Consider the following 24,785-nt stretch of genomic DNA (forward strand, 5'->3'; position numbering starts at 1 on the left):
TTTTCCTGTTAATTCCTGATTATACAAATATCTTAACATACCTCATTCCTCGCTCCAACGATATCACAATAAAAAAACCCTTGCTCATACAGAAATGAACAAGGGCATCTTGGTTAATCGTAAATATGGACGGTCGGTTCTTTGTCACCCGCATTGCGGACGATCAGCGCTTCCTGCCCGTCAGACGAGGTAATGTTAATTTCGACATCAACTGAGCCTTTTGAATAATAATCCATCAGCTCACCTGTTAAGTATTGGGTGAAGGCGATGACTTCGCTTTTCCCGTAAAATTGCATCGGGATTTCAATCTTCATTTTTCTCATTTCATCGTTTTCGTACATTGCCGTTCCGACGACTCCGGTGTAATTCGGGAAGTAGCTGTCGATGGCGTTTTTGAAGCGTTTAAATACTTCGGAATCATCAGGGTATTTCTTTGCCGTGTCTGTATCCGCCGGATAGAAGACGTACTTTTCTTTGACATCATCCCAGTTTGAAATGGTGGATGAGCCGGCTTTGACTTCTGTTTTTGCAATGTAATTCCCCGGTACGATTGATGTTTTCGGCGCTTGTTTATAAAGGGCGACGGTAATCGGCACATTTTTCAGGTTATCCATTTTCCGAAGGCGGTTAACGACTTCCTGAGCGATTTCTTCACCGTGGCTGCGGATCGTTTTGTCACTGAGCTCCACTTCCTGCTGCGGATCACCTGTGTTTTCACGGTAATAGTATACAGAGTTGAGAGCGAGACCGATCATGATACCGCCAAGCTGGATGGAATTTTTATCTTTTCTTACTAAGTAATCCTGCTCAAGCATGGACGCTAAGTAAATCGGGCTGTTTTCATTTTTCTCTTTTGCCGATCCCAAGCTTGGCAGCACGGGATTTAAGCCGAGATTCTGAAAATTGGAATCTGCCTTTTTCGCCTTTTTCAGATCACTGCCTTCTTTTTTGCGGTCAAGCCAGCTGAGTACCGTGTCCTCATCTAAATACTGGCCTTCCTGATACAAATAGTCATCCGTCGGGAACGTGTCTTGAGCGAGCCGCATCAGACCCGTCTCGAATTCATCAATGTCCAGCCTCGTGTTCAGCCGGTCCGCGGTCAGGCCGCGCGCTTTTCCGGCCTTAAACGGAAGCACCATTTTATAGTAGGAATCAGAGATATTATATTTCGGTATGATCGCTTTTTCAGAAGACTTTGCCGTTTTCTGCGTGATCTCTTCCTCTTTGTTCCCCCCGAAACTCGGCGAACAGGCCGACAGCATGAGTACTGCCGCCGTTGCCGTCGCCGCCAATGCCAACATCTTTTTCAATAGAAAACACTCCTCTTATTTCTTTAGCTCTCCCAATAGCTGTGCTTCATTCCATACTTCAATGTTTAATTCCTGCGCTTTTGTCAGCTTGCTTCCGGCCGCTTCTCCGGCAATCAGCAAGTCTGTTTTTTTGCTGACAGATCCCGTCAGCTTTCCGCCGAGCGCTTCAATCTGCGCCTTGGCTTCATTTCTGGACAGCTCTTCAAGCTTTCCGGTCAACACGATGGTTTTGCCGGCAAAATAAGAGTCGCTGTCCTCCGCTTTTACTTTTTTCGGGCCTTTGTAGAGTGTGTTCACACCGAGTTCCTCAAGTTCATTCAATAGCTCAAGCATTTCTTCTTTGCGGAAATAGGTGATAACGGCATCGGCCATCTTTTCGCCGATTTCATCCACCGCAAGCAGCTCTTCTTCCGTGGCTTGTTTCAGATTTTCCAGGCTTTCAAAATGCATGGCGAGTGTTTTGGCCGCTTTTGAGCCGATAAAACGGATGCCGAGACCGAACAGCAGGCGTTCCAGCGAATTTTCTTTCGACTTTTGGATGGAGCTGATCAGATTGTCAGTTGATTTTTCCCCCATCCGCTCGAGCCGGATGACCTGCTCTTTCGTCAGCTTATACAAATCAGCGACATTACGGACGAGATGTTCACGGAAAAGCTGTGTGATGACACGTTCTCCGAGTCCGTCAATATTCATCGCGTTGCGTGAGACAAAGTGAATCAGGCCTTCTCTGATCTGCGCCGGACATTCCGGATTGATGCAGCGCAGCGCGACTTCTCCTTCAATGCGGACAAGTTCGCTTTCGCACTCAGGGCAGCTGGTCGGCATATTGAATTCTTTTTCTTCCCCGGTCCGCTGTTCGATTAAGACATTGACGACCTCAGGGATGATGTCGCCCGCTTTTTTGACGACCACTTTATCGAGAATGCGGATATCCTTCTCTTTAATTAAATCTTCGTTATGAAGGGATGCTCTTGAGACCGTCGTTCCCGCTACTTTTACCGGTTCCAGAACGGCGGTCGGCGTAATAACGCCCGTTCTTCCGACATTCAGTTCGATATCGAGCAGTTTTGTCACGACCTCTTCCGCCGGGAATTTATAAGCAATCGCCCAGCGCGGGCTTTTTGCCGTATACCCGAGCTCTTCCTGCTGGTCGAGCGAGTCGACTTTGATGACGATCCCGTCAATTTCATACGGGAGATCGGCCCGCTTCGCCTGCAGCTCTTCGATCATTTCAATGACTTCATCTATCGTGGCGCATTTTTTCCGTTCCTGGTTTGTTTTAAAACCGAGCTCATCCAGAAAATCCAGGCCCTGACTCTGTGTTTCCACACCCATCTCGTCAAGCTCCGCTATACTGTAGACGAAGATGTCAAGATTTCGTTTCGCTGCAATTTTCGGATCGAGCTGTCTGAGTGAGCCCGCAGCCGCGTTCCGGGGATTGGCGAACGGCTCCTCTTCATGTTTCAGCCTTTCTTCATTGAGCGCTTCAAATGACTGTTTCGGCATGTACGCCTCTCCGCGCACTTCTATGGAAAGATTCCGTTTCATTTTCAGCGGAATGTTGCGGATCGTTTTTAAGTTTTCCGTGATATCTTCGCCCGTCGTTCCGTCTCCTCTTGTCGCGCCTCTGACGAAATAGCCGTCTTCATAACGGAGAGAAACAGCAAGACCGTCTATTTTCAGCTCCACATTATAAGCGACGCCGTCACCGACAGCCTGACGGACCCGGCGGTCAAAATCGCGGAGATCATCATCGTTAAATGCGTTGCCGAGACTGAGCATCGGCGTGCCGTGCTGCACCTTTTGAAACGATTCAAGCACCGCTCCCCCGACCCGCTGTGTGGGCGAATCAGGCGTTCTGAGTTCCGGGTGCTCTTCCTCTATGGCAATCAGCTCCTGAATCAGTCTGTCGTACTCGGAATCCGGCACGCTCGGTTCATCTAAGGTGTAATATTCATAACTGTACTGATCGATGGTGCGGCGCAATTCTTCTGCCCGGTGTTTCGCTGTTTCTTTGTCCATCATGTTCTTCCTTTCCTCTTCAGGTTACTGCTTTTCAATCGGCGCAAAAGCGGCAAGCAGACGCTTCACGCCGACTGGGCTCGGGAATGCGATATCAAGCTCGGTGCTTTCGCCTTCTCCTTTTACGCTGACAACCGTTCCGGTGCCCCATTTTTTATGGCCCGCTTTATCGCCGACCGCCCAGCTGAGCGAGTCGCCGCCTGTTTTGTTCGCATAGGAAACGGGACGGGATACGGGCCCGCGTTTTTGCTGCACTTTTCTTCCCGGCTGCATGCGGGGTGTTTTCTTCTCATTTAGGTTCTCCAATAAATCGCCAGGTATTTCCCTGATAAAGCGGGATTCCGGATTCATATTGGTGCGGCCGAATAAGGTGCGCATTTTGGCATTCGTTAAATACAGTTCTTCTTCCGCCCTCGTAATGCCTACATATGCGAGCCTGCGTTCTTCTTCCATCTCGGCTTCTTCCATCAGGGAGCGGCTGTGCGGGAACACGCCTTCTTCCATGCCCATTAAGAACACGACAGGAAATTCAAGCCCCTTAGCGGCGTGCAGTGTCATTAAAGTGACGGCATCCTTTCCGCCTGATTCCTCTTCCTTCTGGTCGAGCTGGTCAATATCCGCAATCAGCGCCAAATCAGTCAGAAACGCGACGAGAGACTTGTCTTCGCTTTTTTGTTCGAAGTTTTTCGTCACGGAAAGAAACTCGTCGATATTTTCAAGGCGGCTTTGGGCTTCGATTGATTTTTCGGCCTTCAGCATTTCTCTGTATTCCGTTTTCTCGAGAATTTCTTCCGTGAGTTCCGTAATGGACAGGTAATCCTGCATGTTCGTCAGATTTTCAATCATCGCGCCAAAGCCGTCAAGCGCGTTTGCCGCTTTCGCGCTGACGCCGATGAAATCAACCTGTTTGATCGCCTGGAACATTGACATTCCGTTCATCGCCGCATATGAAGCGATTTTTTCTAGCGAAGTTGCGCCGACGCCCCGCTTCGGCACATTGACGATCCGCGTAAAACTGATGTCGTCGTCCGGGTTTGACACAAGGCGCAGGTATGCGAGAATGTCTTTAATTTCTTTCCTGTCGTAGAACTTGGTTCCGCCGACGATATTGTAGTTCAGTCCGGATTTTAAAAGGGTTTCCTCAATGACGCGCGACTGGGCGTTTGTCCGGTATAAAATCGCGATATCGGAAAGCTTCCGCCGGCCCGAGCTGTGCAGCTCGTAAATTTTGCCCGCGACGAATTGGCCTTCGCCGAATTCATTGTCGCCGCTGTAATAAGAAAGCTTGATGCCTTCGTCATTTTCCGTCCACAGGTTTTTCGGCTTGCGGTTTGAGTTGTTTTTGATCACTTCGTTAGCCGCCTGCAGAATCCGCTTTGTTGAGCGGTAGTTTTGCTCGAGCAGAATCACGTTTGCGCTCGGATAATCTTTTTCAAAGGAAAGGATATTCGCGATATCCGCCCCGCGCCATCTGTAAATGGACTGGTCGGAGTCACCGACGACGCAGATATTTTCAAGACGGGCCGCAAGCTGCTTCACAAGCAGGTATTGCGCCCTGTTCGTATCCTGATACTCGTCTACGTGAATGTACTGGAATTTGCGCTGATAAAACTCAAGCACTTCCGGCACACGCTCGAAAAGCTTAATCGTCGTCATGATTAAATCATCAAAATCAAGCGATTGGTTTTTCAGCAGTTTTTTCTGATAATCGGTATACACGTCACTCGTGACCTGATCGTAGTAGCCGCCGGCCGATTTTGCGAATTCCTCAGGTTCGATCAGCTCGTTTTTTGCGCTGCTGATGGAGCCTAAAATACTTCTCGGATCAAACTTTTTCGGATCGATATTCCGCTCTTTCAGAATCCCTTTAATAACGGAAAGCTGATCAGCCGTATCAAGAATGGAGAAATTTCGGTTGATGCCGATTCTGTCAATGTCCCTGCGCAGAATCCGCACGCACATGCTGTGGAAGGTGGATATCCAGATTTCATCCGCCCCGGGTCCGAGAATGCTCTCTACCCGCTCCTTCATTTCTCTGGCGGCTTTATTTGTAAATGTAATCGCCAGAATGTTCCATGGCGCCACGTGTTTTTCCGCCATTAAGTATGCGATTCTGTGCGTCAGCACACGTGTTTTTCCGCTTCCCGCGCCCGCCATCAGAAGCAGCGGACCGTCCGTCGTCTTGACCGCTTCCTGCTGAACGGGATTTAGTCCGCTTAATAATTGATTGCTAATGTAATTCATATCCGTTCACCGCCTATCAAACATATGTTCTATCATAAATCAATTTCGTCCGCTTGGCTACTTTGTCTTTACAGCCGCCACCGTTTTAAGCGCCTGATCAAAATCTTCATATACGGCATTTCCGACAACGATGACATCGGCATGACGGCCGAACCGTTCCGCCGTTTCCGCGTCTTTAATGCCGCCTCCGTAAAACAGGACGGACTTGTCCAGCACAGCCTTCGTTTTCTCCACCGTTTCTATGTCCGCCAGCATCCCGCTGTATTCCAGATAAAAAATCGGGAGATGAAGCAAATGTTCCGCGACCCGCGCATAGGCGAGAATATCTTCTGTTTCTATATGTGTATCCGCCTCCGTCAAAGCGGCCGCCTTACAATCAGGGTTGACGATGCAGTAGCCCTCCGTCACGATTTCCTCCATTGACATGAGCTCTCCGTATTCTTTCATCGCCTGATGATGCATGCCGACAATCCAGTCCGCCTTTTTGCTGTTGAGCACACTCGGAATGAAATAAAGATCAAACCCGGGCACAATGGAATCAATCGTCGACACCTCAAGTACGCACGGCACTAAAAACCGCCGCACCTTTGACATCAGTCTCAGCACATTGTCCTCGGTGATATTGTCGCTTCCTCCGATCACAATGGCGTCAGTCCCTGATTCACAAAGCCGTTCCAGCTGTTCATCCGGTAAATCTTTATTCGGATCGAGTTTAAAAACATGCTTCCACTCGTTAACATCGTACATGCGTTTTCGTTCCTCCATTCGTTTCTTGCCATTTAAACATTATAACAAATTCGTTTGGCCCGGAAAAACGGAAAAAGACGTCATTCACCTGATTCACAAAAAAAGATTGCGCTCCGCCGGACGGGAAACGGCTATGTTTGAAAACAGACAATATGTGGAATGTCAAAGAGAAAAAAGACAAGGAGTCTGATCTCAATGGAACAAGCCATTATCGTACTGATTTGTATATTGATTTTTATTATTTTAGTTCCCGCCGCATTGTTTCTCTGGATATACATAAGAGACGAAAAGCAGGAAGAACATTCAGTGCTGCGCAATTATCCCGTAGCGGGAAAACTGCGCTATATATTTGAAAAAATCGGACCTGAGCTGCGGCAGTATTTATTCAGCAATGATAACGAAGAACAGCCGTTTTCCCGGAGAGAATATGAACAGACGGTCATGTCGGGAAAGTATAAGAGCAGAATGATGGGCTTCGGCTCAGAACGGGATTTCAATCAGCCGGGCTATTATATCCGTAACGCCCTCTTCCCGAAACAAAGGGAGGAGCTGCGCGCAGATCAGACGCCGAAGATCGACACGATGGTATACAAGATTGACAAAGACAACCTGCTGAAACGCAGCGAACACCGCGAAAAAGCAAAAGCGGACCCTTATTACCTGCATCCGGACGATGTGCAAGTGATCGGCCGCGACACATGCAAGAAGCCGTTTTATGTGAAAGGGTTAATCGGACAATCAGCGATGAGCTACGGCTCACTTGGCGACCGGGCAATCACCGCCCTGTCAAAAGGGCTGCACCAGGCCGGCGGCACATGGATGAATACAGGCGAAGGCGGCCTGTCTGAGTATCACCTGAAAGGCGGCGCGGATATTATCTGCCAAATCGGCCCCGGGCTGTTCGGCGTGCGCACTGAAGATGGAGAATTTTCATGGGAAGAATTTAAGAAAAAAAGCCGCCTCGAGCAGATTAAAGCCTTTGAATTAAAGCTTGCGCAAGGGGCAAAAGCAAGAGGCGGGCATATTGACGGTTCAAAGGTGACCGAAGAAATTGCCGCCATCAGAAATGTGCAGCCCGGACAATCCATTGACAGCCCAAACCGCTTCAACGAGTTCTCAAATGTTCCGGACATGCTTGATTTCATTGAGAAATTAAGGACTGTCGGCGAAAAACCGGTCGGTATCAAAATTGTCCCGGGCAGCCGCAAAGACCTTGAAGACCTTATTTCCTGTATGAGTTCATCAGGCAAACTTCCCGACTTTATTACGATTGACGGCAGTGAAGGGGGAACGGGAGCTTCTTTCCATGAGCTGGCGGATTCCGTCGGCCTGCCGATTCTGACCGGCCTTCCCCTTGTTGACGGCCTTTTGAAGACATACGGGATAAGAGATAAGCTGAAAATTTTCGCATCCGGAAAGCTGCTCACTCCGGATAAGATTGCCGTTGCCCTCGCGTTAGGCGCGGATTTTGTCAATATTGCCCGGGGAATGATGTTTTCAGTCGGCTGTATCCGCGCTCAAGTATGCCACACCAATCATTGTCCTGTCGGAGTGGCGACAACCGACCCAAAACTTCAGCGCGCGCTCAGTATCGAGGATAAACAGCACCGCGTCTGCAACTACGTGCTCTCGTTGCGTGAAGGGCTGTTTCACCTCGCCGCGGCGGCGGGCATCAGCTCGCCGATTCATTTCTCAGCTGAACACATCGTATACCGGGAGGAAGACGGAAGCCTGAGGGAACTTCCCGGCCTTTTGAATCAGCACGCATAAAAAAAACCGCCTGCCGTCATCGGCAGAGCGGTTTTTTACGTAGCTGAGGAGGATTCTCCTTTGTTTACACGGTCAAGCGCCATTTCATAGGCGTCGTTACCGTAATTTAAGCATCTCTTCACCCGGGAAATCGTCGCTGTGGAAGCACCCGTTTCGCTTTCTATTTTGTGATACGTATTTCCTTCGCGGAGCATTCTCGCCACTTCCAAACGCTGCGCCAGCGATTGGATTTCATTAATCGTACAAAGATCGTCAAAGAAACGATAGCATTCCTCCAGATCTTTCAGCGATAAAATAGATAAAAATAACTGGTCCAGTTCTTTTCCGCGTAATTTATCGATTTGCATCGTCAAACACCTTCTCCTTTACTAATGGAAGCTGCATCGAGATCAGGCACGATATTAATCCATGTCTTTCCTGGCACAAACGGAAGAATCTCACCGCCTTTTACGGGCAGAATACGGCCGTCTTTATATTCCCAGTCTGACTCCATAACATCGCCGTGCTGAAGCAGGAGGCCCTTCCCCCCTGACTGAATATCGATGGCCCGCCTTCCATCTTTGTCTGTCATGCGATGGCCGGCTTCAACAATAAAAATGTTGTGCATGGCTAAAGGCTTTCCGGTCTCCCGGTCTGTCGCTTTCACACCATCAGAGCTTCTTGTATAAGCATCAGCTTTTTTATCATAATCGTATTCGACAAGATTTGTAATGTTTTGTGTTCCATAATCTATCCGAATATTGTAGGTTTCATTTCCTGGTTTTGCATCTGATGTCTGAAATGGGAGCGGTTCTGTTTTTCCGTTCAGCTTGTATCCTTTTTGTTCCGCCGCCTTCCTGATATTGTCATACGACGTGTAGGAATTGTGGGGCGGCTTGCTGAAATCGGCTCTCCAAAACAGGCTTCCGTCAAAATCCAAACCGTTTATATAATCGTAAGCTCCGGACTCCAGCTGCTTTTTTGCGCCGGGACTCCAGCCATGATGGACAAATATGCTGTTAAACCCGCTGCTGAGCGTGACAAAATATTCCCTCGCGCTCCGCACAGGCCCGACCGTTTCCGGCATCTCACTTTGAAAAATCGCGAGAAACCGCGTAATCCGGCCCTCCGCGAGCGCTTCGATGACAACATCCGCCTTTGACAGCCCGGATTGGGGCCTCGCCTTCGGATGATTGTTCACTGCGACTGCAATCGGACGGCGTTCTGCAAGCTTCTGCTCAGTTTTCAGCCCCGTTAAAGGAGCTTCCGCTTCTTTCGGCTGCACCTGATCGGCATTATTCTGCCGGCAGGCGGCAAGCAGCAAAAACGCAAAACAAAGCATACAAACGGTTTTCCATCTTTTCATATGTCGGCTCCCTGCTTTTATATTTTAACGCATTATCGATGGAAAGAGTACAGTTTTTTTCATCACGTCGAATATTCCTCTCGGCGTAATGCGGATATAAGGCAGGTGTGTGCTCTGCAAAAAGAGCAGCGTATAGATCGGATCGCAGAATCGGTAGCCCCGCTCCTCCAGCAGCATCCTCAGTTTTTGCTCTTTCTCAAGCACTTCTTCATACTTCTCCGCAGATGCAGAACCGTTTAAGGCGAGGGGAATCTCATGCAGAATCTTCCCGTTTTCGGCAAGCACGATTCCGCCGCCGATTTCTTTCATCCGTGAGAAAGCGAGCAGGATATCTTCCTTATTTTTTCCGGCAGCGATAATATCTCCGGTTGTCGTGTAGGAACTGACAAAACCCTGCACCCGATCGGCAAAACCTTTCAGCATTGTATTGACCCGCCATTTTCCATGCTTATCGAGAAGCGTGAGATAGCATTCATCATGATCAAAAGAAAGCTGGTCAACAGAATTATCAATCGCAATCATATACGGCTCCATAATGACCGCGTTGCGCATTATCACACCCATCGGCATTGAAAACTGTAAATCATCCATCGTCATATCATATGAAAGCTCAAGAGGGACAAGACCGCCCTTTTTCCAATCCGTTTCTGTAAACGCATTCATATTTCGGCCGTCTTCCCTCAGCAGGATGCCTTTGGAGATCACCGTGACCGGGTCCGGATTCATCGGGTCATCAAGAATATTCAATGAAGCAAGCCGGCCCGGACCGACCACACCGAGAAAGTCGTCCATCTGATAATACTTCGCGATATTAAAGGAGGCCATATTATAGGCATCGATCGCCGGAACTCCTTCCTCCAAAGCGATTTTGATTAATTCATTCGTCATGCCGCCTTTATAAAAATGCGGCGTTGCTCCATCCGTCGTGTAAAAGAAATGATCATAATGCCGGAAGCCTTTTTGATGGAGATCCTGCAAAATCGTTCTCAAATCAGGGCGGATGGATGAATGTCTGAGCGAAACATAGTAGCCCAATTCAAGCCGTCTCATCACCTCGCCGCCATTCATCGCCTCGTGGTCGGAATCAGCCCCGAACAGTTTCATCTTCGTCAGTGTTTTTTCAGAGGCTCCGGGAAAATGCCCTTCTATCCGCTTGCGCAGTTTTTTTGTCGCCTGCATGCAATGAAGCATCAAGTCATCGCCGTCCATGAGGCGCGGCCATCCGGTCAATTCTCCGCCTTGAATGACATCCGGGTGCTCAATCCATTGCTTTCGGACATCAAAAGAAAGAAGCTGATCCTCATTCAGCACTTCAGTCTGCAGATCATATCTGGACCACCAGAAATATTGCACCGGCTGTTTTTTCAGTTCCTCCAATATAGTAAGCGCTTTCTTTTTACCGCTGTGCAAAAGAAAAAACAAGTTATCATTAACAAACGTCGTTGTTCCGAATTGAGACACATATTCGGCGAGCGTTTGGGGATTATATATTTGAAAAGGATGTGTATGCGGTTCAATGTAACCTGGCACAATGTATTTTCCTTCACAATTTATGGTATGAATGTGCTCTGCTGCATCAGGAAGCTCATCACCAACATATACAATTCGGTCTCCGTAAATCCAGACATTCTTTTTCAGCCATTGTTTTAAAAAAGGATTTAATACGAGAGCATCCCGTAAAAGTAGCGTTGGAAGCAGCTTTGAGTCTACAACATCCGCCTGTGATCTGATGTCTTTATTTTTCCAGTTAAAGGTACGTTCGGACATTCACATACTCTCCTTCGCTTATATTAGACCCATCGTATCACATCCGCACAATTATCGCACGGCTAAAACGTTACAAATTATTGAAGATGAATGAAAAACTTTTTCTAAGGGAGCTGAAATGATGAAACCGAATATCAGTTTATTAAATGCCGTTCTGCGCATCACTTGCGGCCTCACCATTTTGTCTTCTGCTTCAGCGAAATACACGAGAAAACCTTGGTGCAAGATGCATCTCTTCTGTATGATGATGGGCGCGATGAAAGCGGCGTCCGGCATCCTCCGCTTCTGTCCGGTGACATATATGTTCCAAGCTGGAATGAATCAGGATGACAGCCATCAGCAAGAAAAATAACAAGCCGTTTCGGCTTGTTATTTAATTTCTCCTGTCCCGCGAGTCTGAGAAGAATCCGTCTATACGCCGGAAGACTTCATCGATGACTGCGTGTCACACGGCAAGCCGACAGTCTTAGTCGTCTTTTCAGAAGAAAACCCGCATCTTATATAACGCGGGGTTTTCCTCTTTATCGCTGCGATGCTTTCAGCGCACGGGCGCCGATGTCGCTTCTGTAAAACAGTCCGGGTTTTGTCAGCCCTGAAACGGCGCTGTACACTTTATCTCTCGCCGCTTCAAATGTCTCCGCAAATGCCGTGACATTGGCGACCCGGCCGCCGTTTGTAACAAATTGTCCGCCGTCTTTTTTCGTTCCGGCATGAAAAACGGCGATCCCGTCTTCAGCGGACGTCAAACTGCCGATCGGCGTCCCTTTCGCATAGCCTTCCGGATAGCCTTCAGAAGCCAGCACAACGCTGACGGCGGCCGTATCCTTCCACCTTAGGTCAACATCCTTCTCATGCAGAAGATCTAAGAGCACCTGAATGAGGTCAGATTCCATTCTCGGCACGACGACCTGTGTTTCCGGATCTCCGAAGCGCGCGTTGAATTCAATGACTTTTGATCCGTTTTCCGTCAGAATCAGCCCCGCGTACAGCACGCCCGTGAAGGAACGCCCCTCTTTGACCATTGCTTTTGCCGCCGGCTTCACAATCGTTTCGACTGCGCTTCTGACGATATCATCGGAAATGTGCGGCACTGGTGAGTAGGCTCCCATTCCGCCCGTATTCGGCCCTTTATCCCCATCGAAGGCGCGTTTATGATCTTGAGCGATTACCATCGGATAGACGGTCTCCCCTTTTACAAACGCCATTAAAGAAAATTCTTCGCCGGCGAGGAACTCTTCAATGACCACAGATGCGCTCGCCTCCCCGAATTTCTCATCCTCAAGAAAATCGTGCAGGCATTCAATCGCTTCTTCTTCCGTCATCGCGACCGTGACACCTTTTCCGGCGGCAAGCCCGTCCGCTTTAATGACAATCGGCGCACCTTTTTGCTGCACATATGCTTTCGCCTCTTCAAATGAAGTAAACGTCTCATACTCCGCCGTCGGAATGCCGTATTTTTTCATTAAATCCTTGGCAAACTGTTTGCTTCCTTCAATGATAGCCGCTTTTTCAGACGGTCCGAAAACAAGCAGTCCGGCTTTTTCAAACTCGTCCGCTATCCCTTCAATCAGAGGAACTTCGGGGCCGATAATCGTCAGCCCGACATGATGTTCTTTCGCAAACGCAATGAGTGCGGCATGATCGCTTTCTTCAATGTTGACCAGCGTCGCGCAGTCTGCCATACCGTCATTTCCGGGCGCGGCGTACACCGTGTCAACAAGCGGGCTTTGCGCCGCTTTCCAAGCCAATGTATGCTCTCTGCCGCCTTTTCCGATAATCAATACATTCACGCTTCGTTCCCCCTCTTAATGTTTGAAATGTCTGATGCCGGTGAATACCATGGCGATCCCGTATTCATCCGCTTTTTTAATCGAATCTTCATCGCGGACCGATCCGCCTGGCTGGATAATCGCCGTGACACCGGCTTTTGCGGCTTCTTCGACTGTATCCGGCATCGGGAAAAACGCGTCTGATCCGAGCGCGCTGCCTTTTGCTTTTTCTCCGGCCTGCTCAATGGCGATTTTAGCTGAACCGACGCGATTCATCTGTCCCGCTCCAACACCGACCGTCATATGGTCTTTTGCAAGAACGATCGCGTTGGATTTCACATGTTTGACGACTTTCCAGGCCAACTTCAAATCTTCCCATTCCTGCTCGCTCGGCTCTCTTTTTGTCGGGATGCTGATGTCGGCGTCATCAAATCCATGGACGTCTAAATCTTGAATCAAAAGACCGCCCTGTACGGATGTCAGCTGTTTTTCTTTCTTCCCTGATGCGGACACGTCAAGCGTGAGCAGACGAAGGTTTTTCTTCGCCGTCAGTACGTTCAGCGCTTCTTCACTGAAAGAAGGGGCGATAATGATTTCTAAAAAGATGCCGTGAAGGGCTTCAGCCGTTGCCTGATCAACTTCACGGTTCAGCGCGATGATGCCGCCGAAAATGGAGGTTTTATCAGCTTCATATGCTTTATTGAATGCTTCCTCAATTGAAGCTCCCGTACCGACTCCGCACGGGTTCATATGTTTAACGGCGACAGCCGCTGGTTCTGTAAATTCCCGGACGATTTGAACGGCCGCATCCGCGTCCTTAATATTGTTGTAAGAAAGCTCTTTGCCGTGAAGCTGTTTTGCCGCCGCGATGGAACCGGAGACAGGAAGTGCGCTTTGATAGAAAACAGCCTCTTGGTGAGGGTTTTCACCGTAGCGGAGCGATTGTTTTTTCTCAAATGTAACGGTGAATTGCTCAGGGTCTTTCTCACCGGCCTCGCGTGTTAAGTAATCAGCGATTAATGCGTCGTATGCCGCGGTATGGCGGAATACTTTGGCCGCAAGCTCGCGTTTTCTTTTAAGCGAAACGCCGCCGTGTTCTTTAATCTCATTGAGCACGGAGCTGTAATCGGCCGGATCTGTGATGACCGTCACATCCTGATGGTTTTTCGATGCGGCGCGCAGCATGCCGGGACCGCCGATATCAATGTTTTCTATCGCTTCATCGTATGTTACGTCTTCTTTCGAAATCGTTTCTTTAAACGGGTAAAGGTTGACGACCACAAGGTCAATGGGGGCAATGCCATGCTCATTGATCTGCGCCATATGCTCTTCATTGTCTCTTACGGCAAGCAGTCCGCCATGAATATTAGGATGGAGCGTTTTTAACCGTCCGTCCATAATTTCAGGAAATCCGGTCACTTCTGAAATGCCGATGACATCCACACCGTTTTCCTGAAGAAGTTTTTTTGTTCCTCCGGTCGAAATGACTTCGACGCCGAGCTCTGTCAGTTCCTTTACGAAAGGTACGAGATTTGTTTTATCAGAAACACTGATTAGTGCGCGTTTGATTGTCATGCCTTTTCACCTCTGTTATTTAGTCCCAGCAGCTGTTTCACAACGCCCGGATACCATTTGTGCTCAAGCTCGTGTATTGTATGCTCTATGTTTTCAAGCGTATCGTTTTCCTGTATTTCGAATGCTTTTTGCGCGATAATCGGTCCGGTGTCCATGCCTTCGTCGACGTAATGAACGGTAATGCCCGCCACTTTCACACCGGCCCGATACGCCTGTCCGACAGCGTCAATCCCGGGGAATGCCGGAAGAAGCGAGGGATGTATATTAATAATGCGGCCCCCGTATGCTTCAAGCAGCGTATCTCCAATCAGTCTCATATAGCCGGCGAGAACGATTAATTCCGCCCCGTGCAGGCGCAGCTGTTCAATAACGGCCCGTTCAAAGGCCGCTTTGTTTTCAAAAGATGACGGTTCAAAGGCGAATGACGGAATGTGTAAAGCCTCCGCCCTTTCCACCGCCTTTGCCTGAGGCTTATCCGTCACGAGAAGCGAGAGCTCCGCATCCCACTTCTCTTCTCTCATGCGTTTGGCAATGGCCTCGAAGTTCGATCCGTTTCCTGAAGCAAATACCGCAAACTTTTTCATGAAAGAGCCGCACCGCCGAAAGAAATGCCTTCGCCCCGCTTGACCCGGCCGATCAAATAAGCCTTCTCGCCCTGAGCTTCAAGCGTGTCGATGACGTCTGTCAGGTTTTCTTCTTTAACGGCAAGGACAAAACCGATGCCCATATTAAAGACATTGAACATTTCTTCTTCTTTCAGCTTGCCGTGCTCCTGCAGAAACGGAAAAATCGGCGGGATCGGCCATGATCCGTGATCAATTTCCGCACTCAATCCGTCCGGCAGCATCCGCGGGATGTTCTCGATGAATCCTCCGCCTGTCACATGCGCCATGCCGTCCACCTTACCGCTTTTCACCGCCTTGAGCACCGGCTTCACATATATTCTCGTCGGGTCCAGCAATTCTTCTCCGAGAGGACGCGCAAACGGTTCATAGACAGTATCCAAATCAAGTCCGCCGTCATCAAGAAGCACTTTTCTCACAAGGGAAAACCCGTTGCTGTGAAGGCCGCTTGAAGTAAGTCCGATTAAGAGATGCCCCTCTTCAATATGTTCACCGGTGACGATTTCGTCTTTTTCCGCGACGCCGACTGAAAAGCCCGCAATATCGTATTCATCAGCCGTATACAGCCCCGGCATTTCCGCCGTCTCACCGCCGATAAGCGCTGATCCTGACTGCTCGCATCCGTCCGCCACGCCCTGAACGATCTGCTCAATTTTTACCGGATCGGCCTTGCCGACCGCTAAATAATCAAGGAAAAACAGCGGCTCCGCTCCTTGGGCAAGCACATCGTTTACACACATCGCGACCGCATCGACGCCGATCGTGTCATGCTTATCCATTGAAAATGCGAGTTTCAGCTTGGTGCCGACACCGTCTGTTCCGGAAATTAAAACAGGCTTTTGATACGGAAGCTCTGACAGATCAAACATTCCGCCAAAACCGCCCAGGCTTCCCATAACGCCGAGCCTTTTCGTGCGCTCCACGTGTTTTTTCATTCGTTTGACGGCTTCATACCCGGCTTCGATGTCAACTCCGGCATTTTTATAAGCATCAGACATCCCTATCACTCCTTGTCAATTCGTTTCTCCTTAAAAGGCAGAAAGAGAAAGGCAGCCTGAATTCCCGCTGCCTTTATGTCATTTTCACATTTTATTTTGTCAGCACCGCTTCTTTTACGTGAGGAAGCACTGTATCCTGATAAATTTCCGTCGGATATTTGCCCGTAAAACAAGCGAGGCATTGTCCGCAATTGGTGTCTTCAAATTTTCGGCCGACTCCTTTTAACAATCCGTCTACACTTAAGAAAGAAAGCGTGTCAGCACCGATGATCTGGCGGATTTCTTCCACAGAATGAGAGGAAGCGATCAGCTCCTCATGGGTTGATGTGTCGATGCCGTAGAAGCACGGATGAGCGATCGGCGGTGAACTGATCTTGACGTGCACCTCTGTCGCTCCCGCTTCTCTGAGCATTGTGACAATCCGGCGGCTTGTCGTCCCGCGCACGATGGAATCATCAACCATGACGACCCGTTTTCCTTCGACAACACCGCGGACGGCGGACAGCTTCATTCTCACGCCTTGCTCACGGAGAGCCTGTGACGGCTGGATAAACGTTCTGCCGACATAACGGTTTTTAATGAGACCGAGTTCGTACGGGATGCCCGTTGCCTCGGCATAGCCGATGGCCGCAGAAATACTGGAATCAGGCACGCCTGTGACGACATCCGCTTCAACCGCGGACTCCTGGGCAAGCATTTTTCCGAGGTTTTTCCGGGCGCTGTGCACGTTAATGCCGTCGATATTGCTGTCAGGTCTTGAGAAATAAATGTACTCCATGCTGCAGATGGAACGGTTGATATTCATGGAGAAACGCTCTGATTTCATGCCTTCATCATTGATGATCAGCATTTCGCCCGGCTCTACCTCGCGAAGGTATGTCGCGCCGACCACATCGAATGCGCATGTTTCTGATGCGACGACGTAAGCATCGCCCATCATGCCGATTGACAGCGGTCTGAGTCCGTTCGGGTCAAGCGCTACGATCATTTCTGTTTCAGTCATGATTAAAAAGGCATAAGCGCCTTTCAGCATAGATAGCGAATTTTTGATTTGATCCTTCAGCGAAAAGTGGCCGCTGCGTTTAATCAGGTGAGCCAGCACTTCCGTATCGGAGGAAGTCTGAAAGATGCTCCCTTGGTTTTCAAGCTGCTGCTTCAACTGTGTGGCGTTGACCAAGTTGCCGTTATGGGCGAGCGCGAGGCTGCCGTTGTTTTGCGAACGGAACAGGAGCGGCTGGACATTTTCATATCCGCCTCCGCCTGCCGTCGCATAACGGACGTGCCCGATCGCGCCTTTTCCCTTCACTTTGCTCAGTTCGCCGTTTTGAAAAACCTCGGTAATAAGCCCCTGTCCTTTATGCGCCGTCAGTTTTTCACCGTCAGTCGCCACGATGCCGGCGCCTTCCTGTCCTCTGTGCTGGAGGCTGTGCAGGCCGTAATACGTGATCTGCGGAGCTTCTTCATGTCCCCAGATGCCAAACACACCGCATTCTTCATTCAGGCCTTTGATTTCAGCAAGCATGGAATAGCTCCTTTCCACGCGCGCTCAAGTTCTTTCGTTTGCGCGTGAACCAATTGTTGTCCGTCCTGGTTTTGAATCGCCAGAAGTCCGTCAGCCGTTACCTCGCCGATATGAACCGCATCAGCCACAGCCGCTTCAAACGCCGCTTGGTGTTCTTTTTTCACCGAAACGACGAAGCGGGATTGAGATTCAGAGAATAATAACGCCGCTTCTCCTTCTACAGTCACGTTGGCGCCAAGGTTTTCCGTCGTCATGACACTTTCTGCAACCGCTACGCCTAAGCCGCCTTCAGACACATCATGAGCGGATTGAACGAGGCCTTTTTTAATCGCGTCAAGCAATGCTTTTTGACGTGACAGCTCTATATCAAGGTCGATTTGCGGCGCTTTGCCGTAAATGCGGCCTTCTGTCATTTTTTGCAGTTCGCTTCCGGCAAACTCAGGTTTTGTTTCGCCGATCACGTATACAAGATCCCCCGCTTGTTTGAAATGCTGTGTCGTAATATGAGCGGTATCTTCAATTAAGCCGACCATGCCGATAACAGGCGTCGGGTAGATCGCCGTTCCGTTCGATTCATTATAAAGTGATACGTTACCGCCGATGACGGGAGTGCTGAGAACATTGCACGCCTCGCTGATGCCGTCGGCCGCTTTTTCGATCTGCCAGAAAATTTCAGGTTTTTCCGGGTTTCCGAAATTCAGATTATCCGTGACCGCAAGCGGTTCGGCGCCGGAGCATACGATGTTGCGCGCTGCTTCGGCAACTGCGATTTTCCCGCCTTCTTCTGGATCAAGATATAAATAACGGGCGTTGCAATCCGTCGTCATCGCCAGCGCTTTTTTCGTGCCGCGGATTCTGAGCACTCCCGCGTCAGAGCCCGGAGCGACCACCGTATTTGTGCGCACCATGTAGTCATATTGATCGTACACCCACTCTTTGCTGGCGATTGTCGGCTGCTGCAGCAGGGCAAAAAGCGTCTCTGTCGCATCTTTTACTTCAGGCGCGGGAACTTCCGTTTCCTGAAACTCGCGGTAGTACGCGGGTTCTGCTGACGGCTTGTGGTATACAGGCGCTTCTTCCGCCAGCGCGTCGACCGGAAGCTCGCAAACAACCTCTCCGTTATGGCGGAGGCGGAGCATTTTATCATCCGTAACATGACCTACGGAAACCGCTTCAAGATCATATTTATCAAAAATATCGACAATTTCCTGTTCACGTCCGCGTTCAATGACGAGAAGCATGCGTTCCTGAGACTCGGAAAGCATCATTTCGTAAGCGGTCATACCTGTTTCCCGCTGCGGAATGAGATCAAGGTTCATTTCAATGCCTGAGCCGGCTTTGCTTGCCATTTCAGCACTCGAACTTGTCAGACCGGCCGCCCCCATATCCTGAATGCCGACTAAGGCGTCGCATTGGATGACTTCAAGGCATGCTTCCAAGAGAAGTTTTTCCATGAAAGGATCGCCGACCTGCACCGCGGAACGTTTTTCTTCAGATGAATCTGACATTTCTTCTGATGCGAAAGTAGCGCCGTGTATGCCGTCGCGGCCCGTTTTAGCGCCGACGTACATGACCGTGTTGCCGACACCTTTCGCCTGGCCTTTTTTAATATCTTTATGATCAATTAAGCCGACGCACATTGCATTGACAAGCGGATTGCCCTCATAGCTTGCGTCAAACTGCACTTCTCCGCCGACCGTCGGAATTCCGATACAGTTTCCGTATCCCGCGATTCCCGCCACTACTTCTTCAAACAAGTACTTCACACGAGGTGAAGTGAGCTCACCAAATCGAAGAGAGTTTAATACAGCTATCGGACGGGCGCCCATTGAGAAAACGTCACGGATGATGCCGCCCACTCCCGTCGCAGCACCTTGGTATGGCTCAATCGCTGACGGATGGTTATGAGATTCAATTTTGAACACGACCGCCTGATTGTCACCGATGTCAACGATTCCCGCGCCTTCTCCGGGACCCTGCAGCACGCGTTCGCCGCTAGTCGGGAATTTGCGTAAAACCGGTTTTGAGTTTTTATAGCTGCAGTGCTCTGACCACATGACGGAAAAAATCCCGATTTCCGTGTAGTTCGGCAATCTTCCGATAATAGATTCAATGAGTGCGAACTCGTCATCACTGACACCCATTTGCTGATAGAGTTTCTCTTCTTTTATTTGTTCTTTACTTGGTTCAAGCAGTAGCGACATGAGTTTCCCTCCAATTTTTCACGATAGACCGGAACAATGTAAGACCGTCTGCGCTGCCGAGCAGTTCATCGACTGCGCGCTCAGGGTGAGGCATCATGCCTAATACGTTGCCTTTCTCATTCACGACGCCGGCAATGCCGCTGACGCTTCCGTTAATATCGCCGCCGTATGTGAAGGCGATTTGATTGTTTTCTTTTAATCTTTCAAGCGTTTCGTCATCACAGTAGAAATTGCCTTCGCCGTGGGCAACCGGAATCGTAATCGATTGTCCTTTTTCATAGGAAGATGTGAAGAACGTGCCGCCGTTCTGCACGATTAATTCAACCGGTCGGCAGATGAACTTTAAATCTTTGTTGCGTCTCATCGCGCCGGGCAGAAGTCCGAGCTCCTGCAGAATCTGGAATCCGTTGCAGACGCCGAGAACCGGTTTTCCTTCGGCAGCCGCTTTTTTCACGGCCGGCATGATGTTTGCGAATCTGGCGATGGCGCCGCATCTCAAGTAGTCGCCGTATGAAAACCCGCCGGGGATGAGCACGCCGTCAAATCCGTCAAGGCTTGTTTCCTCGTGCCAGACATACTCGACTTCTTCGCCGAGTTCGTCCTTTACGGCGTGGAACATATCAATATCACAGTTGGAGCCGGGTAACACAATCACCGCAAATTTCACTGTGCGACAACCTCCTCAACTTCATATCGGTAGTCTTCAATGACTGTATTGGCAAGGAGCTTTTCACACATTTCTTTCACGAGCGCGTCAAGATCGCGGTCAGATTTTTCAATCGTCAGCTCCATGTATTTTCCGATGCGCACATCCTGCACTTCATTGTAGGTCATGCTGTGCAATGCATGCTGCACCGCGCTTCCTTGAGGATCGAGCACACTTTCTTTTAAGCTGACATAAACTTTCACTTTATACATTATGAAATGCCTCCCAGTCTTTTGAAAATCTCTTCATATGCGTCGGTTAAGCTTCCCAGGTTCCGTCTGAACAAATCTTTATCGAGCTTTTCGTTTGTGTCTTTGTCCCACAGACGGCACGTGTCAGGAGAAATTTCATCCGCTAAAAGAACCCGTCCCTCTGCGTCTAAGCCGAATTCCAGCTTAAAATCTATTAATCTGACGCCGCAGTCTTCAAAAATATGCTGCAGCTCTTGATTCACCTGTTTTGTAATCGATTTGATCGTTTCCACCTGCTCAGGAGCCGCCGCTTTTAAAAGCCAGATATGATCTTCTGTGATGAGCGGATCGCCCAGTGCGTCATCTTTATAGTAAAATTCGATAATCGGCTGCGGAAGCTTAGTTCCTTCCGGGATGCCGAGACGTTTCGACATGCTTCCGGCGGCAATGTTTCTGACCACGACTTCAAGCGGAATGATGCTCACTTTTTTGATAAGCTGCTCTGATTCTGAAACACGCTCCACAAAGTGGTTGTCAATTCCTTTGGCGTGCAGATGTTTGAAAATCAGGCTTGAAATTTCATTGTTCAGACGGCCCTTTCCGCTGATCTCCGCTTTTTTCTCACCGTTAAAGGCTGTTGCGGAATCCTTGTAGACCACGCGGAGAATCTGTTCGTCTTCAGTTTGATAAATCCGTTTCGCTTTTCCTTCATAAAGAAGATTATTGTTCACAATATTCACGGAAGGCCTCCTAACCCGAATGTTGGGAATATTCAATCTATGGCGGCTGAAGAAGCCGCCTCCGGCTGGCTTCTTCTATAAACCTAAACGCTCAAAGATCAAGTCGACGTTTTTCAAATGATAATTGTAGTCAAAGCAATCGGCAATCTGTTCCGGTGTGAGACGGGACGTGATTTTTTCCTCCGCTTCGACAAGCTGGCGGAACGGCACTTGTTTTTCCCATGCTTCCATCGCTTTCGGCTGAACCGTGTCATATGCTTCTTCACGAGGCAGACCCGTGTCGATTAAAGCAAGCAGCACGCGCTGAGAGTAGATTAAACCGAGTGTGCGGTCCATGTTGCGTTTCATATTTTCCGGGAATACCGTTAAGTTTTTGACGATATTGCTGAATCGGTTCAGCATGTAATTCAGCGCGATTGTCGCGTCAGGAAGAATGATGCGCTCAGCTGATGAATGAGAAATATCACGCTCATGCCATAACGGTACATTTTCGTATGCCGTCAGCATGTACCCGCGGATCACGCGCGCCATGCCCGTCATATTTTCCGACCCGATCGGATTCCGTTTATGAGGCATAGCCGATGAACCTTTTTGTCCTTTTGCAAAAAACTCTTCCACTTCACGTGTTTCACTCTTTTGCAGACCGCGGATTTCCACTGCGAATTTTTCAATGCTCGTCGCGATCAAAGCCAGTGCCGCCATGTAATCCGCATGACGGTCGCGCTGTAATGTCTGAGTGGAAATCGGCGCCGCTTTCAGGCCGAGTTTTTCACAGACATACTGTTCTACGAACGGATCAATATTTGCATATGTGCCGACCGCGCCGGAAAGCTTCCCGACTTCGATCCCTTCTTTTGCCTGCTTGAAACGTTCAAGGTTGCGTTTCATTTCTTCATGCCAAAGCGCGAGTTTCAGGCCGAATGTCGTCGGTTCCGCGTGTACGCCGTGCGTGCGGCCCATCATGACCGTGTATTTATGTTCTTTCGCTTTTTCTTTTATAATGTCAACAAATCTCTCAATGTCCTTGAGCAAGATCTCATTCGCCTGTTTTAATAGATAGGAAAGAGCGGTATCCACGACATCTGTTGACGTCAGGCCGTAGTGAACCCATTTTCTTTCTTCGCCTAATGATTCTGAAACCGCGCGGGTGAATGCAACGACGTCATGGCGCGTATCCTGCTCGATTTCCAAAATGCGGTTGATGTCGAAAGACGCGTTTTCGCGCATGACCTTGACGTCTTCTTTCGGAATGACGCCAAGCTCAGCCCAGGCTTCACAGGCTAAAATCTCGACTTCCAGCCATGCCTGGTATCTGTTTTCGTCCGTCCAGATCGCGGACATTTCAGGTCTTGAATAACGTTCGATCATTATGCTCGTCCTCCGTCTCTTTTCATCCATATGTTCGTGATGTCCTGAATCCATGTTTCATCAGGCTTCCGCAAAAATGTCATATGCCCCATTTTGCGGCCTTTTTTAATCTCATGTTTTCCGTACAGGTACAGTTTGGCTTCCTTTAAAAGCTCCGTATGCTCCTCTGCAAGCTTCACTTCATCACCGAGCAGATTCACCATCATTCCCGGTTTGAGAAGATCGGTTCTGCCGAGAGGAAGTCCGCAGACCGCTCTGATGTGCTGTTCGAATTGGCTCGTTTCACAAAGGTCGAGCGTATAATGCCCGGAGTTGTGAGGACGCGGCGCCAGTTCATTGATCAAAAGGTCTCCGTCTTCCGTGACGAACATTTCCACCGCAAGCGGCCCGACAAGCTCCAATTTCTCCGCGAGCTGAACGGCAAGCGCCTCTGCCCGCTTTTGAACCGTTTCCTCCGCTCTCGCGGGTACGATGCTTTGGAACAGAATATTATTTTTGTGAATATTTTCAGCAGCCGGAAAGGTTGAAATCTCACCGTGCACCGATCTCGTCACGATAACGGAAAGCTCCATCCGGAACGATACCCAGCTTTCAAGTATGCACGTGCCGTTTTCTAACAGCGCAGCCGCTTCATCTGTCTGTCCTTCTTCCTTAATGACAAATTGGCCTTTGCCGTCATATCCGCCGCGGCATGTTTTCAGCACCGCCGGGAGCCCCAGTGCCTGAACGGCTTCCTCAAGCTCCCGTCCGCTGTTTACGATCCGATAAGGCGCGACTTGACAGCCTGCTGACTGGATCGCCTTTTTTTCCGTTTCCCTGTTTTGGGTGATGAGCAGCAGCTCGCTTCCCTGGGGAAGATATGCATGTTCTTTGAGCCAGTTGAGCGCCTCGTAATCGATATTTTCAAATTCGTAGGTAATGATGTCACTGACTCCGGCCAATTTTTGAATCGCTTCACGGTCATTGTACTGGGCGGTAATCTCAATATCGGCGATCTGTCCGCATGGTGAGTCTTTCACGGGATCGACGACAGCGACTTTATAGCCCATTTGTTTTGCGGCGACAGCCATCATTTTTCCGAGCTGTCCGCCTCCGATAATGCCGATGACGGCGCCGGGGTAAATCGTTTTTTTATCAGACAAGCTGATCACTGCTTTCCAGCACCGTTTGTTTTGTCGCATTTCTTCTCGCCTCTAGTTTATCCGCAATGTCATCGTCAAATGCCGACAAAATTTGCGCGGCTAACAGACCCGCGTTCACTGCGCCCGCTTTCCCGATCGCAGTCGTCGCGACCGGCACGCCGCCGGGCATCTGTACGATAGACAGAAGAGAATCAAGCCCGTTAAGCGATTTTGTCTGAACCGGTACGCCGATCACCGGCAGCGTCGTTTTGGCCGCCGTCATTCCCGGCAGATGCGCCGCTCCTCCGGCTCCGGCAATAATGACTTTTAAGCCCCTGTCTCTGGCGCTTTCTGCATATTCAAACATCAAATCAGGCGTCCGGTGCGCGGATACCACCTGTTTTTCATAAGGAATGTGAAGTTCGTCAAGTATGTCGCATGCATGTTTCATTGTCTCCCAATCGGAGGTGCTTCCCATGATGATTCCTGCTAGCGGCTGCATTCTGTTCCCACCTTCTCATGCTTTGTTTTTCAGAAAAAAAAGCCCGGCTTATATTGCAACTATGAGGAAGCAATACAAACCGGGCATGGCGCGCGTATCGTCAGTCGTTCGCTTCTGCGATATCCATGTCAGCTGTTTATCACTTTCCTGCATAGTCCGGCCGTTTACGGCAGCCGGGTAGAAACTTATGGGCCATATTCCCAAGATTATATGAGGTCGTGTTTTGATTTCATGTTTATCTTAACAACGGACTTGGATAAT

Annotated in this window: 21 protein-coding genes and 1 riboswitch; of the genes, 2 read left to right on the forward strand and 19 right to left on the reverse strand. The window is 49.4% G+C overall.

The features are described from left to right. Window positions 1–113: 113 nt before the first annotated feature. Genes BR62_RS0118510 through BR62_RS0118525 form a run of 4 tightly spaced genes read right to left on the reverse strand, consistent with a single transcriptional unit; the run spans window position 114 to window position 6,323 of the window. Window positions 114–1,310, reverse strand: coding sequence for a CamS family sex pheromone protein (locus tag BR62_RS0118510; RefSeq protein WP_032871753.1), 1,197 nt, complete (start codon window positions 1,308–1,310; stop codon window positions 114–116). A 15-nt stretch (window positions 1,311–1,325) separates the two neighbouring features. After that, complete coding sequence (gene ligA, locus BR62_RS0118515; RefSeq protein ID WP_015239322.1) at window positions 1,326–3,332, reverse strand: NAD-dependent DNA ligase LigA; 2,007 nt, start codon at window positions 3,330–3,332, stop codon at window positions 1,326–1,328. A 24-nt stretch (window positions 3,333–3,356) separates the two neighbouring features. Beyond that, window positions 3,357–5,576, reverse strand: a complete 2,220-nt coding sequence (gene pcrA / locus BR62_RS0118520; protein ID WP_032867578.1) for a DNA helicase PcrA — start codon at window positions 5,574–5,576, stop codon at window positions 3,357–3,359. A gap of 57 nt (window positions 5,577–5,633) precedes the next feature. Then, entirely contained in the window at window positions 5,634–6,323 is a 690-nt protein-coding gene (locus BR62_RS0118525) for a heptaprenylglyceryl phosphate synthase (protein WP_003155740.1), read from the reverse strand. A 195-nt stretch (window positions 6,324–6,518) separates the two neighbouring features. On the opposite strand from BR62_RS0118525, the gene BR62_RS0118535 reads away from it, so the two are divergent. Then, window positions 6,519–8,093 carry an FMN-binding glutamate synthase family protein gene (locus BR62_RS0118535; protein WP_012117004.1) on the forward strand — a complete coding sequence of 525 codons (1,575 nt, stop codon included), beginning with the start codon at window positions 6,519–6,521 and terminating at the stop codon, window positions 8,091–8,093. Between the two features lie 35 nt (window positions 8,094–8,128). On the opposite strand, the gene BR62_RS0118540 is transcribed toward BR62_RS0118535, so the two are convergent. From BR62_RS0118540 to BR62_RS0118550, 3 genes are read right to left on the reverse strand one after another with little or no spacing between them, the layout of a single operon-like run. Beyond that, complete coding sequence (locus BR62_RS0118540) at window positions 8,129–8,440, reverse strand: YerC/YecD family TrpR-related protein (protein ID WP_003155745.1); 312 nt, start codon at window positions 8,438–8,440, stop codon at window positions 8,129–8,131. A gap of 2 nt (window positions 8,441–8,442) precedes the next feature. Continuing rightward, the gene (locus BR62_RS0118545; RefSeq protein WP_017419031.1) at window positions 8,443–9,438 is read right to left on the reverse strand and encodes a DUF3048 domain-containing protein; all 996 of its coding nucleotides are present in this window, start codon (window positions 9,436–9,438) and stop codon (window positions 8,443–8,445) included. 24 nt (window positions 9,439–9,462) lie between these two features. Beyond that, window positions 9,463–11,205, reverse strand: coding sequence for an adenine deaminase (locus BR62_RS0118550; protein ID WP_032871754.1), 1,743 nt, complete (start codon window positions 11,203–11,205; stop codon window positions 9,463–9,465). Between the two features lie 121 nt (window positions 11,206–11,326). Between BR62_RS0118550 and BR62_RS0118555 the strand changes: the two genes are divergently transcribed. Next, on the forward strand, window positions 11,327–11,557 hold the full coding sequence (locus BR62_RS0118555; RefSeq protein WP_032871755.1) for a YgaP family membrane protein: 231 nt from the start codon (window positions 11,327–11,329) through the stop codon (window positions 11,555–11,557). 169 nt (window positions 11,558–11,726) lie between these two features. On the opposite strand, the gene purD is transcribed toward BR62_RS0118555, so the two are convergent. From purD to purE, 12 genes are all read right to left on the reverse strand, one after another. Continuing rightward, window positions 11,727–12,995 carry a phosphoribosylamine--glycine ligase gene (gene purD / locus BR62_RS0118560; RefSeq protein ID WP_032871756.1) on the reverse strand — a complete coding sequence of 423 codons (1,269 nt, stop codon included), beginning with the start codon at window positions 12,993–12,995 and terminating at the stop codon, window positions 11,727–11,729. 15 nt (window positions 12,996–13,010) lie between these two features. Beyond that, a complete protein-coding gene (gene purH / locus BR62_RS0118565) occupies window positions 13,011–14,549 on the reverse strand; it encodes a bifunctional phosphoribosylaminoimidazolecarboxamide formyltransferase/IMP cyclohydrolase (RefSeq protein ID WP_032871757.1) in 1,539 nt (512 codons plus the stop codon). Then, window positions 14,546–15,133, reverse strand: coding sequence for a phosphoribosylglycinamide formyltransferase (gene purN / locus BR62_RS0118570; RefSeq protein ID WP_032871758.1), 588 nt, complete (start codon window positions 15,131–15,133; stop codon window positions 14,546–14,548). Before purN ends, purH begins: the two co-directional genes overlap by 4 nt. Next, a complete protein-coding gene (gene purM, locus BR62_RS0118575; RefSeq protein WP_020955448.1) occupies window positions 15,130–16,170 on the reverse strand; it encodes a phosphoribosylformylglycinamidine cyclo-ligase in 1,041 nt (346 codons plus the stop codon). The genes purN and purM overlap by 4 nt, the downstream gene beginning before the upstream one ends. Window positions 16,171–16,261: 91 nt before the next feature. Further along, on the reverse strand, window positions 16,262–17,692 hold the full coding sequence (gene purF / locus BR62_RS0118580; RefSeq protein ID WP_007609856.1) for an amidophosphoribosyltransferase: 1,431 nt from the start codon (window positions 17,690–17,692) through the stop codon (window positions 16,262–16,264). Further along, the gene (gene purL, locus BR62_RS0118585; RefSeq protein ID WP_032871759.1) at window positions 17,668–19,896 is read right to left on the reverse strand and encodes a phosphoribosylformylglycinamidine synthase subunit PurL; all 2,229 of its coding nucleotides are present in this window, start codon (window positions 19,894–19,896) and stop codon (window positions 17,668–17,670) included. The genes purF and purL overlap by 25 nt, the downstream gene beginning before the upstream one ends. Further along, entirely contained in the window at window positions 19,880–20,563 is a 684-nt protein-coding gene (gene purQ / locus BR62_RS0118590; protein WP_032871760.1) for a phosphoribosylformylglycinamidine synthase subunit PurQ, read from the reverse strand. Before purQ ends, purL begins: the two co-directional genes overlap by 17 nt. Continuing rightward, the gene (gene purS / locus BR62_RS0118595; protein WP_003155758.1) at window positions 20,560–20,814 is read right to left on the reverse strand and encodes a phosphoribosylformylglycinamidine synthase subunit PurS; all 255 of its coding nucleotides are present in this window, start codon (window positions 20,812–20,814) and stop codon (window positions 20,560–20,562) included. Before purS ends, purQ begins: the two co-directional genes overlap by 4 nt. Beyond that, window positions 20,814–21,533, reverse strand: coding sequence for a phosphoribosylaminoimidazolesuccinocarboxamide synthase (gene purC, locus BR62_RS0118600; RefSeq protein WP_012116996.1), 720 nt, complete (start codon window positions 21,531–21,533; stop codon window positions 20,814–20,816). The genes purS and purC overlap by 1 nt, the downstream gene beginning before the upstream one ends. A gap of 75 nt (window positions 21,534–21,608) precedes the next feature. Continuing rightward, window positions 21,609–22,901: an adenylosuccinate lyase gene (gene purB / locus BR62_RS0118605; protein ID WP_007408896.1), complete on the reverse strand. Its 1,293-nt coding sequence runs from the start codon at window positions 22,899–22,901 to the stop codon at window positions 21,609–21,611. Continuing rightward, window positions 22,901–24,082: a 5-(carboxyamino)imidazole ribonucleotide synthase gene (gene purK / locus BR62_RS0118610; RefSeq protein ID WP_042634928.1), complete on the reverse strand. Its 1,182-nt coding sequence runs from the start codon at window positions 24,080–24,082 to the stop codon at window positions 22,901–22,903. Before purK ends, purB begins: the two co-directional genes overlap by 1 nt. Beyond that, window positions 24,036–24,524, reverse strand: coding sequence for a 5-(carboxyamino)imidazole ribonucleotide mutase (gene purE / locus BR62_RS0118615; protein WP_007609846.1), 489 nt, complete (start codon window positions 24,522–24,524; stop codon window positions 24,036–24,038). Before purE ends, purK begins: the two co-directional genes overlap by 47 nt. Window positions 24,525–24,656: 132 nt before the next feature. Next, window positions 24,657–24,758: riboswitch (purine riboswitch) on the reverse strand. Between the last annotated feature and the right edge of the window lie 27 nt (window positions 24,759–24,785).

The organism is Bacillus sp. UNC69MF, from assembly GCF_000746035.1.
Taxonomy (GTDB): domain Bacteria; phylum Bacillota; class Bacilli; order Bacillales; family Bacillaceae; genus Bacillus; species Bacillus velezensis.

Coding starts and splice junctions, on each gene's coding strand:
- BR62_RS0118540 (WP_003155745.1), bottom strand. CDS start 8,440: ATGCAAATCGATAAATTACGCGGAAAAGAACTGGACCAGTTATTTTTA.
- purN (WP_032871758.1), bottom strand. CDS start 15,133: ATGAAAAAGTTTGCGGTATTTGCTTCAGGAAACGGATCGAACTTCGAG.
- purB (WP_007408896.1), bottom strand. CDS start 22,901: ATGATCGAACGTTATTCAAGACCTGAAATGTCCGCGATCTGGACGGAC.
- purK (WP_042634928.1), bottom strand. CDS start 24,082: ATGCGACAAAACAAACGGTGCTGGAAAGCAGTGATCAGCTTGTCTGAT.
- purH (WP_032871757.1), bottom strand. CDS start 14,549: ATGACAATCAAACGCGCACTAATCAGTGTTTCTGATAAAACAAATCTC.
- BR62_RS0118545 (WP_017419031.1), bottom strand. CDS start 9,438: ATGAAAAGATGGAAAACCGTTTGTATGCTTTGTTTTGCGTTTTTGCTG.
- purE (WP_007609846.1), bottom strand. CDS start 24,524: ATGCAGCCGCTAGCAGGAATCATCATGGGAAGCACCTCCGATTGGGAG.
- BR62_RS0118535 (WP_012117004.1), top strand. CDS start 6,519: ATGGAACAAGCCATTATCGTACTGATTTGTATATTGATTTTTATTATT.
- purF (WP_007609856.1), bottom strand. CDS start 17,692: ATGCTTGCTGAAATCAAAGGCCTGAATGAAGAATGCGGTGTGTTTGGC.
- purS (WP_003155758.1), bottom strand. CDS start 20,814: ATGTATAAAGTGAAAGTTTATGTCAGCTTAAAAGAAAGTGTGCTCGAT.
- purL (WP_032871759.1), bottom strand. CDS start 19,896: ATGTCGCTACTGCTTGAACCAAGTAAAGAACAAATAAAAGAAGAGAAA.
- pcrA (WP_032867578.1), bottom strand. CDS start 5,576: ATGAATTACATTAGCAATCAATTATTAAGCGGACTAAATCCCGTTCAG.
- BR62_RS0118525 (WP_003155740.1), bottom strand. CDS start 6,323: ATGTACGATGTTAACGAGTGGAAGCATGTTTTTAAACTCGATCCGAAT.
- BR62_RS0118550 (WP_032871754.1), bottom strand. CDS start 11,205: ATGTCCGAACGTACCTTTAACTGGAAAAATAAAGACATCAGATCACAG.
- purM (WP_020955448.1), bottom strand. CDS start 16,170: ATGTCTGATGCTTATAAAAATGCCGGAGTTGACATCGAAGCCGGGTAT.
- BR62_RS0118555 (WP_032871755.1), top strand. CDS start 11,327: ATGAAACCGAATATCAGTTTATTAAATGCCGTTCTGCGCATCACTTGC.
- ligA (WP_015239322.1), bottom strand. CDS start 3,332: ATGGACAAAGAAACAGCGAAACACCGGGCAGAAGAATTGCGCCGCACC.